This window comes from Propionigenium maris DSM 9537 (assembly GCF_027925155.1).
Taxonomy (GTDB): Bacteria; Fusobacteriota; Fusobacteriia; order Fusobacteriales; family Fusobacteriaceae; genus Propionigenium; species Propionigenium maris.
In genome coordinates this window covers 130,091-143,157 of sequence record NZ_BSDY01000004.1, presented here as the reverse complement: position 1 = coordinate 143,157, position 13,067 = coordinate 130,091, and the positions used below count along the sequence as shown (strand labels likewise).

General features: G+C 41.2%; 14 protein-coding genes. 12 read left to right on the top strand and 2 right to left on the bottom strand.

What is annotated here, in order from left to right; all coding sequences use genetic code 11:
- Positions 1-13 precede the first annotated feature (13 nt).
- The 4 genes from pfkA (at position 14) to QMG11_RS05380 (ending at position 4,750) form a co-directional block, all read left to right on the top strand.
- Positions 14-979 (top strand): 6-phosphofructokinase, encoded by a 966-nt coding sequence (gene pfkA, locus QMG11_RS05395; protein ID WP_281834123.1) that lies wholly within the window; start codon positions 14-16, stop codon positions 977-979.
- A gap of 83 nt (positions 980-1,062) precedes the next feature.
- Positions 1,063-2,475, top strand: coding sequence for a pyruvate kinase PykF (gene pykF, locus QMG11_RS05390; RefSeq protein WP_281834118.1), 1,413 nt, complete (start codon positions 1,063-1,065; stop codon positions 2,473-2,475).
- A 484-nt stretch (positions 2,476-2,959) separates the two neighbouring features.
- Positions 2,960-3,607, top strand: coding sequence for a fructose-6-phosphate aldolase (gene fsa, locus QMG11_RS05385; protein WP_281834116.1), 648 nt, complete (start codon positions 2,960-2,962; stop codon positions 3,605-3,607).
- 210 nt (positions 3,608-3,817) lie between these two features.
- Positions 3,818-4,750, top strand: coding sequence for a TRM11 family SAM-dependent methyltransferase (locus tag QMG11_RS05380; RefSeq protein ID WP_281834114.1), 933 nt, complete (start codon positions 3,818-3,820; stop codon positions 4,748-4,750).
- Positions 4,751-4,878: 128 nt separating this feature from the next.
- On the opposite strand, the gene QMG11_RS05375 is transcribed toward QMG11_RS05380, so the two are convergent.
- Entirely contained in the window at positions 4,879-5,418 is a 540-nt protein-coding gene (locus tag QMG11_RS05375) for a type II secretion system protein (RefSeq protein WP_281834113.1), read from the bottom strand.
- Positions 5,419-5,542: 124 nt separating this feature from the next.
- Positions 5,543-6,196: a Crp/Fnr family transcriptional regulator gene (locus QMG11_RS05370; RefSeq protein WP_281834111.1), complete on the bottom strand. Its 654-nt coding sequence runs from the start codon at positions 6,194-6,196 to the stop codon at positions 5,543-5,545.
- A 144-nt stretch (positions 6,197-6,340) separates the two neighbouring features.
- On the opposite strand from QMG11_RS05370, the gene QMG11_RS05365 reads away from it, so the two are divergent.
- The 8 genes from QMG11_RS05365 to QMG11_RS05330 all read left to right on the top strand — a co-directional run bounded on the left by QMG11_RS05365 (position 6,341) and on the right by QMG11_RS05330 (position 13,046).
- Entirely contained in the window at positions 6,341-7,654 is a 1,314-nt protein-coding gene (locus tag QMG11_RS05365) for a thymidine phosphorylase (protein ID WP_281834109.1), read from the top strand.
- Between the two features lie 14 nt (positions 7,655-7,668).
- Positions 7,669-8,655, top strand: a complete 987-nt coding sequence (gene add / locus QMG11_RS05360) for an adenosine deaminase (protein ID WP_281834107.1) — start codon at positions 7,669-7,671, stop codon at positions 8,653-8,655.
- A gap of 19 nt (positions 8,656-8,674) precedes the next feature.
- Positions 8,675-9,340 (top strand): deoxyribose-phosphate aldolase, encoded by a 666-nt coding sequence (gene deoC, locus QMG11_RS05355; protein ID WP_281834106.1) that lies wholly within the window; start codon positions 8,675-8,677, stop codon positions 9,338-9,340.
- A gap of 52 nt (positions 9,341-9,392) precedes the next feature.
- Positions 9,393-10,568 (top strand): phosphopentomutase, encoded by a 1,176-nt coding sequence (locus tag QMG11_RS05350; protein WP_281834104.1) that lies wholly within the window; start codon positions 9,393-9,395, stop codon positions 10,566-10,568.
- A gap of 51 nt (positions 10,569-10,619) precedes the next feature.
- Positions 10,620-11,324, top strand: coding sequence for a purine-nucleoside phosphorylase (deoD, locus tag QMG11_RS05345; RefSeq protein ID WP_281834102.1), 705 nt, complete (start codon positions 10,620-10,622; stop codon positions 11,322-11,324).
- A gap of 63 nt (positions 11,325-11,387) precedes the next feature.
- Entirely contained in the window at positions 11,388-11,786 is a 399-nt protein-coding gene (gene cdd / locus QMG11_RS05340) for a cytidine deaminase (RefSeq protein ID WP_281834101.1), read from the top strand.
- 23 nt (positions 11,787-11,809) lie between these two features.
- Entirely contained in the window at positions 11,810-12,157 is a 348-nt protein-coding gene (locus QMG11_RS05335; RefSeq protein WP_281834100.1) for a RidA family protein, read from the top strand.
- Between the two features lie 151 nt (positions 12,158-12,308).
- Positions 12,309-13,046: a sulfite exporter TauE/SafE family protein gene (locus tag QMG11_RS05330; protein ID WP_281834098.1), complete on the top strand. Its 738-nt coding sequence runs from the start codon at positions 12,309-12,311 to the stop codon at positions 13,044-13,046.
- Positions 13,047-13,067 lie beyond the last annotated feature (21 nt).

The window sequence follows — 13,067 nt, the reverse complement described above, 5'->3', positions numbered from 1 at the left end:
GAGGTGAAATCAAATGATCAAAAGTATAGCAATTTTAACAAGTGGTGGAGATGCTCCAGGGATGAATCCTGCAATTAGAGCAGCAGGAAAGGTAGCACTCAGCAAGGGCATAGATCTATACGGAATAAAAAGAGGATACCTAGGTATGCTTAATGATGAAATCTTCAGAATGGACGGAAGAGACCTGAGCGGAATCATAGACAGAGGAGGTACAACTCTTTTAACGGCGAGATGCCCAGAGTTCAAGGACCCTAAGATCAGAGCAATAGCTGCTGAGAACCTAAAGAAGAGAGGAATAGAGGGACTTGTAGTAATTGGAGGAGACGGATCCTTCCACGGAGCGGACCTTCTGTTTAAGGAGCACGGTATCAAGGTAGTGGGAATTCCAGGAACAATCGATAACGATATCATTGGAACAGACTATACAATCGGATTTGACACTTGTCTAAATACGATCCTAGATGCAATTACAAAAATAAGAGATACAGCTACATCTCATGAGAGAACAATTCTTGTTGAGGTAATGGGAAGAGATGCCGGAGACCTGGCTCTATACGCTACATTAGCTGGTGGTGGAGACGGACTTATGATTCCTGAGCAGGAAAATCCAATCGATGTACTGGCTTACCAGATCGCTCAGAGAAGAAAAAATGGTAAACTTCACGATATCGTACTTGTAGCTGAGGGTGTAGGATCGGCTATTGAGATCGCAGAGGAGCTTAAGAAGAAGGTACATACAGATATAAGACCGGTAGTTCTTGCTCACATTCAAAGAGGAGGGAACCCCTCTGGATTCGACAGAATACTAGCTACTAAGATGGGAGCTAAGGCTGTGGAGATCCTGGATGCAGGAAAATCAGGTGTAATGATAGGAATGGAAGGTAACAAACTGGTTACTCATCCTATCTCCCATGCATGGGAGGGAGAGAGAAGGCTGTCGCAAGAGGACTATGATCTTGCACTGACTCTTTCAAAGTAATCAGATAAATTAAGTTAGAGAGGGGAGCTTAAATTAAGTTTAGGCTCCCCTTGTTGACTGGTAAGAACAAAGGGGGAGATTTTATGAAGAAGACAAAGATAGTATGTACAATAGGGCCTAAAACTGAGGGGAAGGAAACACTGAAGCAGCTTGTGGAAGCTGGAATGAATGTAATGAGACTGAACTTTTCACATGGTGACTATGAGGAGCACGGTGGAAGAATCAACAATATGAGAGCAGTGATGCAAGAAACTGGTAAGAAAATAGCTATCCTACTGGACACTAAGGGACCGGAGATCAGAACTATAAAGCTAGAGGGTGGAAATGACGTACTTCTAGAGGCTGGTCAGGAGTTCACAATCACTACTGATAAGGGTGTAGTAGGAAACAGGAACATGGTAGCTGTAACTTATGAGGGACTAACTGAGGACCTTAAAGAAGGGGACACAATCCTTCTAGATGACGGACTTGTTGGACTGACTGTTACTGCTGTAGAGGGTAATAATGTTCACTGTACTGTAAACAACACTGGAGAGCTTGGAGAGAACAAGGGAGTAAACCTTCCAAATGTATCTGTAAACCTACCAGCACTTTCTGAAAAGGATAAGAGCGACCTTAAGTTTGGTTGTGAGCAGGGAGTAGACTTCGTAGCGGCTTCATTCATCAGAAAGGGTGACGACGTAAGAGAAGTAAGAAGAGTACTAGATGAGAATGGTGGAAAGAACATCCAGATCATCTCTAAGATAGAGAACCAAGAGGGAGTAGACAACTTCGATGAGATCCTAGAGCTTTCCGACGGAATCATGGTAGCAAGAGGAGACCTAGGAGTAGAAATTCCTGTAGAGGAAGTACCATTTGCACAGAAGATGATGATCGAAAAGTGTAATGAGGCAGGTAAGGCAGTAATTACAGCAACTCAGATGCTGGATTCAATGATAAAGAACCCAAGACCAACAAGAGCAGAGGCTGGAGACGTAGCAAACGCTATCATCGACGGAACAGATGCAGTAATGCTATCTGGAGAAACTGCAAAGGGTAAATATCCTGTAGAGGCTGTGACTATCATGGCACAGATCGCTGAAAGAACAGATGCTATAATCCCATCATATGAGATGGAGTTTGAAGGGAAGATGCCTATAACTGAAGCAGTATCCCACGGAACTGTGGAAGCAGCTGAAACTCTGGGAGCCAAGCTTATTGTAAGTGCCTCTGAGACAGGAAGGGCAGCAAAAGCTCTGAGAAAGTACTTCCCTACATCACAGATTCTGGCTCTTACCAACAATGAGCAGACTTCTAGACAGCTTGCTCTAACAAGGGGAACTACAGCAATAGTAGAACCTGAAATCAGGACTATAGAGGAGTTTTGTGAGGCAGCTGAGAGAAGGGCCAAGGAGATGGGGCTTGTAGAATCAGGGGATATCATGGTGGTATCTTGTGGAGATGAGATATATAAGCCTGGAACAACTAATTCATTCAAGGTTGTAAGAGTAAAGTAAGATTATTAGAGGAAGGGAGAAGCCTTCCTCTTTTTTTATTGTTAAGGAAAGTATAGTTTTTATAAAAAAACAACATAAAGTAATTTAAGTTGTTACCTTTAGGTGAGCTTCAAAACATCTGCCACTAATGATACAAATTAGAATGTAAAACAAGTGGGAAGAATTTTCACAAATGAGGTTTTTTAATTTGCTCAACTGGCTAAAGTACTTTTATTTAGAAAATTTTTGCAAATTCGTGGCTAAAAAACTTTGGTTTTAAGAATTTTTAGTGGTTATTTCTTAAGTTGCAACTTAGATTAAAGTAATGAGTATACCAACTGATTATTTAGGATGCAACGTCATGCTGATTTTTATTTTACAGGTCCTGTAGAGAATTGATAGCTAAAATTTAAAGATAAGATTTAAAAGAAATTAAGCCTTGCTTTAGTAGGTGTAAATCAGTAGAGAAGGTATTAAATAAGTTATTTTAAGGAGAGGTGTAGTTATGAAGATATTTATAGATACTGCAAATATCGATGAAATTAGAAGAGCAGCAGATATGGGGATAGTAGCAGGGGTAACAACAAATCCTTCCCTTGTGGCAAGGGAGGGAAGGGACTTTAAGGAGACCCTGAAGGAGATACTTGAGATAGTGGGTGGACCTGTAAGTGCAGAGGTAGTGTCTACCGATTCAGAGGGTATGGTAGGGGAGGGAGTAGAGTTAGCTTCCATCCATAAAAATATAGTTATCAAGGTTCCCCTTACAGAGGAGGGGCTGAAGGCAACCAAGATAATGAGTAGTAAGGGGATAAGAGTAAATGTAACACTTATATTTACTCCATCTCAAGCTCTTCTTGCAGCAAGAGCAGGAGCAGCATATGTGAGCCCCTTTGTCGGAAGGCTGGACGATATAGGAGAAAGAGGTATGGAGGTAGTAAGAAGAACAGCTGAGATATTTAAGCTCCACGATATTAAAGCAGAGATTATATCAGCCAGCATAAGAAGTCCTCAGGCAGCAATAGAGTCGGCAGAAGCAGGTGCTCATATAGGAACGCTTCCATTTAAGGTAATAGAGAAGATGCTTTACCATCACCTTACAGACGCAGGACTTGAGAAGTTCCTGGCTGACTGGAAGAAGTTTTCAGAGAGGTAGAGTGGAGTTAGGGGGAGTTGCCTCCCTCTTTTTAATTTGAGACAGAATTTGGATAGGGTTTAAATTGAGTGGAGCTGAGGGCTATAGGAAAGAATATCTAAAAATAATGTGCCTAGAGTCTTAAACTATGATAGGATATTAACAGAATAAATAATAAGCCCAACCAGAGTTGGGCTTATTATTTTATGAGGAGATTTCAAGGAGGAAGCAGTGAAGGACATAAAAAAATATCTATATGTGATAAATTACCCGGTCTATGAGAGAGACCTTTGTATGATGGAGATGAGAACACTATTTGATGATACTCCTGAAGATAAAGTATTAATTTCTGAAAGAGAGTTTAATCCCTCTAACAGTCCCTTTATAAAGAGAAGGCTGGAGATCCTCTATGAAAAAGATACATTTGAAGAGATACTGAGGGAGCTAGAAAAAGCCCAGATACGTATGGAAGGCTTTAAGGCTGAGTATTTAAGACTGGAAAGTGGGAATATCCCATATGAGGAGAGGCTGAAGAGTGTGAGAGAAATAGGCCTCAGAGTAATAGGGTTCCCATCTATGACAGCACCTAAGATAAGGCTAGGAATAACCAAGTACAGGGAGAAGTGGTTATTTGGTATATGTGTAAACAATGATTATAGGTGGAAGGAGCATGACAATAAGCCCTGTACCTACTCAAACTCCCTGGGAATAAGAACAGCAAAAGCCATAGTGAATATAGCAACTATGGGGAATCCTGAAACCAGGGTAGTGGATGCCTGCTGCGGAGTAGGAACAACCCTTATAGAGGGACTATCTGCAGGGTATGATATCTGCGGGTATGAGCTGAGTCCCAAGACAACAGCAAATGCTAAGGAAAACCTCAGGTACTTTGGCCTGGAGGAGAGGGTGGTAAATCAGGATATGAATGAGATAGGGGAGGAGTATGATGTTTCTATTTTAGATATTCCCTATGGAATATTCAGCCACACAACTAAGGAACTTCAGCTAGAGATGATAGAGACAGCCAGAAGGATCTCCAAAAGGATGATAATGGTTACCTTTGAAGGGCTGGATGATCTCATACTAAAGGCAGGCTTTAAGATAACTGAAAGGTGTAGTGTAGGTAAGGGGAACTTCATAAGAGAAGTTTTAATATGTGAGTAGAATGAGAAAAGGCAGTTTCCTCGGGGAAGGAAACTGCCTTTAAACTAAAAAAGATTTAAGTTTTGAAAAGATTTCATTTTAGTATAGCATTAAAAAAAACAAAAAATAAGTGACTAAGTCACCCATTTTTAAAATTCTGGACAATTAATTTTGGAATTTCCATAAGCCCCCTTAGCCAGGTAAGCCCTCAATGCCCCGTCACCCTCTCTGTAGATCCATCCACCAGTTCCATTTCCAGGAGTGAAGGGATATAGAGCATTTCCGGTTCTGTAGTTAGATGCAGGATAGATAACTTCTGCAGTTTCATAGATCTCCACAATATTATTTGAAAAAAATGCAGGAGTTTTTGAAAACTTAGTTTTACTAAAGAAATCACTGAGAGCACATTTGTACTCCCTACTTTTAGTATCTGTACCTCCAAAAATCGCATCTAGATCCGGTCCCTCTCCATTATTGTTTCTGATTATCTGAGATTCCCTTGGATATTCGCCTGTTTTAACGTTATACATCCCAATAGCTGTCCTCATAGAAGAGAGATTTCCCTGGACATTGGCCACTTTAGCAGAGTTAGTTATCTCTACAAACCTAGGTAGTGCAATGGATGAGATAAGACCAATAATAGTTATAACAACCATGAGCTCGATCAAGGTAAATCCATTTTTTTTCATACTTTCCTCCCTTTTCATAAAAAAAATTCCACCGTTAAGAAGGTTATATCAAGGGAAGGAATCAAAAACAATTGATAAAGTCATAAAAATGAACAAAAAAAAGAAGACATTAGGTCTTCTTTTTCTACAGATCTGCTGAATAATCCTCCAGCTTCTCCCTGTCCAGGGTGGTAATCCTCTTTCTCTCCTTCTTTATGACACCCTCTTCAGCAAGTTCCTTAATAACCCTTGAAAGGTTTCTGTAGCTTACATTGAACTGAAGAGCAAGCTCTGCCATGGAGTTAAAGGTGATGGAGTAGCCGCTTTTTATAATATAGTTTGAAAGAACGGTCTTTAGTGAGTAGGTTCCCTTTAAGATAGTTGCCTTGTTTGTTCTCAGAAGCTTTGTATTTCCCTCAACAGCAAGGAGCTTCCAGAAGTGGTAGGAGGTCTCCAGGTACTGCTCGATTATAGGGAAGGGAAGCACTATGCAGAGAGAGGGCTCAGCGGCCAATACATCAAACATAGGCACCTTCTTATTTACATACTCCACATCTCCGAAGATCTCCAGGGGATAGAGGTAGTTGATGAAGATCTTGTTACCTGAAAGCATCATAGAGCTGATCTCCACCATCCCCTCTACGAGAAAGTAGATGTTTTTTACAGGTTCGTGGGCATTGAGTATAAGTTCATCCTTCTTGTAGCTTTTTAATTTTAAATGCGGTATTACTTCGTCGGTGAGTATATCGTCCAAATGATAATCTGTAATGAAATCCTTGATACTTTTTTTACTAATCATATATGAGTCACCTGTCCTATTTTTTTATATAGAAATTTTATATCATATTTTTGTCGAATAACCTACAAAAAGTAGGGAAAAAGTAGGGAAAAAGGTAAAAAACTGGTATAGAATTATTATGATGGTTTTTTAAGGAGGATATAGATGAGAGCTGTTGATTTGATCCAAAAAAAGAGAGATGGTAAGACACTGACAGAGGAGGAGATAAACTTTCTGTTGGATGGATATTTAGATAAAAGCATTCCCGACTATCAGATGTCAGCATTTTTAATGGCTACATACTTTAACGGGATGGAGAAGGATGAATTAAAGACCTTCACTGGAAAGATGATGAATTCTGGAGATCTTATCAAGTTTGATGGTATAGACAAGTTTCTTATCGATAAGCACTCTACAGGGGGAGTGGGAGATAAGACTACAATAGCTCTTGCAGGATTATTTGCAAGTTTTGATATAGGAACAGCTAAGCTCTCAGGAAGAGGACTGGGACACACTGGAGGAACTATAGATAAGTTTGAATCTATAAAGGGATTCAACTTCCCTCAGACAAAGGAGAGAATGGTAGAGGTAATAAACAAGACTGGTACTGGAATAATGGGTGCATCGGATAAGGTAGTTCCCCTTGATAAGCAGATCTACGCTCTAAGAGATGTAACGGGAACTGTAATGAGTATTCCACTAATTGCAAGCTCTATCATGAGTAAGAAGCTGGCTGTATATGCAGACGGGATAATCTTAGATGTTAAGGTTGGATCGGGAGCCTTTATGAAGGACCTTGATATGGCTAGGGATCTGGCTAAGACAATGCTTCAGATCGGTGATTCCTTTGACAGAAAGGTAGTAACAGTACTTACAGATATGGATCAGCCTCTGGGACTTGCAGTGGGGAACTCATTAGAGGTAATAGAAGCTATAGAAACCCTTAAGGGGAACGGTCCTGCAGACTTCACAGAGCTTGTAGAGACTCTTGTGGCTGTGGCACTTCAGATAAAGGGGGATGCTGCAACTATAGAGGAAGGAAAGGCTATGGTTAACGAGATGATTAAATCCGGCAAGCCAGTTGAGATGCTTAAGGAGTTCATCGGAGAGTATGGAGGAGACCCTAGATTAGTAGATGATTATTCTCTTCTACCTATGGCTCAAAATATGATAGAATTTAAGGCAGAGAACAGCGGATACATAGGTAAGATAGAAGCTGAAGAGGTAGGAAAGTCTGCTATGGTGCTTGGAGCAGGAAGAGCTACCAAGGAAGACCTTATAAACCACGGTGTGGGAGTAGTACTTACAAAGAAGATTGGAGACAGGGTAGAGGCTGGAGAGGTACTGGCAAAGATCTACTTTGACGAGGATATCAACCTTGAATCTTCTATAAGGCTATTGGATGGAGCGTTTGAGATCGTAAGTGACAAGGTAGAGGATAGAAATGTTATCCTTGAAGTTCACTCAGTAAATATTTAGTAGGGAGTTGGAGGATGAAGTGTAAAAAAGCGGAGCTGCATCTACATTTAGATGGCTCATTAAGACCTGAAAGTGTTATAGATATAGCTAAGCTTGAAAATATTGAGATTCCAACCTATGATATAGATGAGATAGTGGAATACCTCAGGGTAGACAGGGAAAACAAGGATCTTGTAGAGTACCTGAGAAAGTTTGATATTCCATGCAAGGTAATGCAGAGCAAGTACAGCCTGGAGAGAACAGCCTATGAACTGGCTGAGGATCTGGCTAGGGAAGGATATATCTACGCCGAGGTAAGGTTTGCCCCCCACCTACACATAAAGGGAGGGCTAAAACTGGAAGAGGTCGTAGAAGCTGCACTGGAAGGCTTTGGAAGAGCTATGGAAAGGTATGATATAAGGTGTAACCTTCTCCTCTGTATTCTGAGACACCGTCCAACAGAGAGCGGAAGGGATGTACTGGATCTGGCTAAAAAATACTCCAAGAGGGGTGTTGTAGGAATAGACCTTGCAGGGGACGAGAAGGGATATCCAGCTAGTCTCTTTGAGGAAACCTTCAGGGATGCCAAGGAGGCGGGGATACCATTTACCATCCATGCTGGGGAAGCCCTAGGGGCTGAAAGCGTCTGGGAGGCCATCAGACTGGGAGCATCCAGGATAGGGCACGGGATAAGATCTTATGAGGACAGAGAGCTTATGGAGTACCTGAGAGACAATGAGATATATCTAGAGTGCTGTCCCATCAGTAACTATCAGACAAAGGCTCTGGAGGATTTTAAGAGCTACCCATTGAAATCATATCTGGACTATGGTTTGAAGGTATGTCTCAATACAGACAACAAAACCGTATCCAACACCAACTACAATAAAGAGATAGAATTTTTAGAGGACTATACCCCCCTTACAGAGGAGGATATCTGCAGGATGTCTGAAAATGCAATCAGGGGAGCCTTTATAAGCAATGAGGAAAAAGAGAGATTATTAAAGAAACTTTATATATAAAAACCTAGGAGGGAATGGAATGGAAATAAACAAGTATATCGACCACACGGTATTAAAGGCTACAACTACAGAGGAGGATATCAAGAAGCTTTGTGCAGAGGCTAAGGAGTACAAGTTCTTCTCAGTATGTGTAAATGGATCATATGTACCACTGGCAAAGAAGGAGTTAGAGGGTACAGATGTAAAGATAGCAGCAGTAATCGGATTCCCACTAGGAGCAATGTCCAAGGATGCTAAGGTATTTGAAACTAAGAAGTGTATCGAAGATGGTGCAGACGAGATAGATATGGTAATCAACATCGGATTCATGAAGTCTGGAAAGTACGCTGAAGTGGAGCAGGAGATAAGAGAGATAAAGGAAGCTATGGGAGACAAGGTTCTTAAGGTTATCCACGAGAACTGCTACCTGACTGAGGACGAGAAGAGAAAGGCATGCGAGCTTTCACTAAATGCAGGAGCTGACTTTGTAAAGACTTCTACTGGATTTGGAACTGGAGGATCTACATTTGAGGATGTAGCTCTTATGAAGGAAGTAGTAGGAGACAAGGCTGAGATCAAAGCAGCTGGTGGAGTAAGAGACAACGAAACAGCTGCAAAGTATATTGAGATGGGTGTAACAAGACTAGGAACTTCTTCTGGAGTATCACTGGTAACTACTGGTAAAGCAAAAGAGGGAGAGTACTAAAAATAAGGGGCTTATGCCCCTTTAATTTTCTAAGGTAGATGGAGGTTAAACCATGAAGAAGATAGAGAGAGCAACAGTAATAGTACTGGACAGTGCCGGAGTAGGGTACCTTCCAGATGCTGATAAATATGGAGATGTAGGGTCGAATACCTTTGGAAACATTGCCAAGGAGTGTGGAACTCTAGAGCTTCCAAATATGGGGAAACTAGGACTGGGTAACCTTACTGAGATAGCAGGAACTCCTGCCACAGAGGATGCTGACGGAGCATATGGTAGAGCAGCTGAAAAAGCTCAGGGAAAGGACACCACTACAGGACACTGGGAGATAGCAGGAGTAATAGGAGATAAACCATTCCCAACTTATCCAGAGGGATTCCCAGCAGAGGTTCTGGCTGAGTTTGAAAGAAGAACCGGAAGAAAGGTTCTTTGCAATAAACCATACTCTGGAACAGCAGTTCTAGATGACTACGGTGAGGAGCAGATAGAAAAGGGAGCATGGATAGTGTATACATCAGCTGATCCTGTTTTCCAAGTGGCAGCTCACGAGGAGCACATTCCTCTTGAGGAGCTATACAATGCCTGCAAGATCGCTCTAGAGATCTGCGGAGAGATGTCTCCAGTGGCAAGAGTAATTGCAAGACCATATATCGGAAGCGGTAAGGGGGACTTTACCAGAACAGCAAACAGACATGATTATTCTGTAGTACCACCTAGAGCAACGGTACTTGATAAGATTAAGGATGCCGGACTAGATGTGGTAGCTGTTGGAAAAACAAGTGATATCTTTGCTGGACAGGGAGTTACCGACAGCAGAGGAACAAACCAGGACAACAAGGACGGTATATTAAAGACTCTAGCAGCTCTTAAGGAGGACAGTAAGGGACTTATCTTTACAAACCTTGTGGACTTTGATATGAAGTACGGTCACAGAAGAAATGCTGCAGGATATAAGGCAGCTCTAGAGGAGTTTGACTCATATCTTCCTGAGATCATGGAAAACCTGAAGGAGGATGAGATCCTTATCCTTACTGCAGACCATGGATGCGACCCTACATATGAGGGAACCGATCACACAAGGGAGTATGTACCTATCCTTGTATATGGAAAGAATATTAAGAGAAATATAGATCTTGGAACAAGAACTACCTTTGCAGATATAGCTGCTACACTGGAGGAGCTAATCCTAGGAAATGAAGGAGAGGGAAGTTTCGCCAAGGATCTTTACTAGAAGGAAGATAGAGGCCAAAAGGCCACAGAAATTAATCGTGGAGGGAATAAGATGAGCATACATATAGGAGCAAAAAAAGGTGAGATAGCGGAAACTGTACTACTACCAGGAGATCCTCTTAGAGCCAAGTGGATAGCAGAGACGTTTTTAGAGGACGTTGTTTGCTACAATGAAGTAAGAGGAATGTATGGATATACTGGAACATACAAGGGAAAGAGAGTATCTGTACAGGGAACTGGAATGGGAGTACCATCTATCTCAATCTATGCCAATGAGCTAATCATGGAGTATGGAGTAAAGAACCTTATAAGAGTAGGATCTGCAGGATCATACAGAGAGGACGTAAAGGTAAGAGATATTGTAATAGCTATGGCTGCATCTACAAACTCTGGTGTAAACAATATCAGATTTAACGGAGCTAACTATGCTCCTACAGCTTCCTTCGACCTGTTCATGAAGGCTGTGGAATCTGCAAAGGAAAAAAATATCGAGATAAAGGCAGGAAATGTATTCACTTCAGATGAGTTTTATCAGGATGATTTTAACTCATATAAGAAGTGGGCAGACTTTGGAGTGCTTTGTGTAGAGATGGAGACATCTGGACTATATACAGTTGCTGCAAAGCACGGAGCAAAGGCACTGACTATACTGACAATATCTGATTCTCTTGTAACTGGAGAGGAGACGACATCAGAGGAAAGACAGACTACCTTCAAAGAGATGATTGAGGTGGCACTGGGAGTACTTGAAAAATAATGGGACTATTTAAGGCATACTAATTTTTAGTATGCCTTTCATTGCCCTATTGAGGAGGAAAATATGAGAATAGAGGAGAGGGAAATATTTACCCTTATAGATGAGGCGATAGAGGCTCGTGAAAATGCCTACACAAAATATTCAGGATTCAAGGTGGGAGCTGTAGTAGTGGATGAAAATGGAAACCACCACCTGGGAGCTAATGTGGAAAATGCATCCTACGGACTGAGTAACTGCGGTGAGAGAACGGCTATCTTTACAGGAGTAACCAAGGGAATGAAGAGGATAGATAAGATATGTATCGTGGCAGATACAAGTGGTCCAGTGAGCCCTTGCGGAGCCTGCAGACAGGTAATAAAGGAGTTTTCCACAGATGATACCATAATTATCTTGGCAAATCTTAAAAAAGATTATAAAATACTTACCATGGAGGAGTTACTTCCATACGGATTTGAACTATAATATTAATACTTTAAGGAGAGAGCATGGAAATTAAAAGATTTGAAACTAAGAAGAGAATGAGCAGAGCGGTAGTTCATAATAATACAGTTTACCTTTGTGGTCAGGTGGCTAAGGATTCTACTAAGGGGATCAAGGAGCAGACTATAACTACTCTTGAGAAGGTAGACGAGCTACTTGAAAGTGTTGGAAGCCACAGAGATAAGATACTATCTGCAACGATCTACATCAAGGATATGTCGATGTTCCAAGATATGAACGATGTATGGGATAACTGGGTAAATGAAGGATTTGCACCTGCAAGAGCTTGTGTAGAGGCAAAGATGGCAAGAGAGGAGCTTCTAGTAGAAGTTTCTGTAGTAGCAGCCCTATAGATCTAAACCGGAGAGGATTCTCCGGTTTTTTATTTTATGGAACATTAATTAAGAGGGCCTTAAATGAATTTAAGAAGGACTATCTCACTTAATATATTTATAAAAATATGGTACTATATATGGAAATAAATGTTAGTTTGGAGGATTAAGGTTGGAACTAATTGTATTGTGTGTAGGAATGTTTTTGGCAGGTTTTGTAGATTCTATAGCAGGAGGGGGAGGTCTTATCAGTACTCCTTCACTTTTACTGGCAGGGTTACCACCACATATAGCCTTGGGGACAAATAAAGTGGCAGCTTCATTGGGGACACTAACTAGCAGCCATGAATTTTTTAAGAGCAACAAACTCAATAAAGAGCTTCTTAAGATGCTTGTACCCTTTGCCTTTGCAGGGGCTGTAATAGGAGTTACGACCCTTCAGTTTATCTCACCGAGATTACTTGAGATGCTTATACCATTTATGATATTTGGTGTGGCTATCTACACAGTTATCTCTAAGAGGGTAGGAATGGAGGATTCCTATGATGGCCTTCACTCGGGAAACAAGGTTAAAGGTAAGCTTTTAACCTCTGTACTGGGATTCTATGACGGGTTCTTTGGACCTGGAACGGGAACCTTCTTTATGTTTGGTCTGGTAAAGATATTTAAGTTTGATTTCACTGTAGCCACTGCCAATACCAAGGTGCTTAACTTCACCACTGGTTTTGCAGCCCTTTTAACCTTTCTTTACAATGGACAGATCAACTGGAAGTATGGACTCTTCTCATCTATCTTCATGGTAGCAGGTTCTAAGATAGGAAGCAGGATGGCCATTAAGAATGGAGCTAAGTTTATAAAACCCATCTTTGTAGCTATGTCTGTGGTAATGGCAGTAAAGATGATAAAATAATCAAAAGGTTGGGCTCCCTGG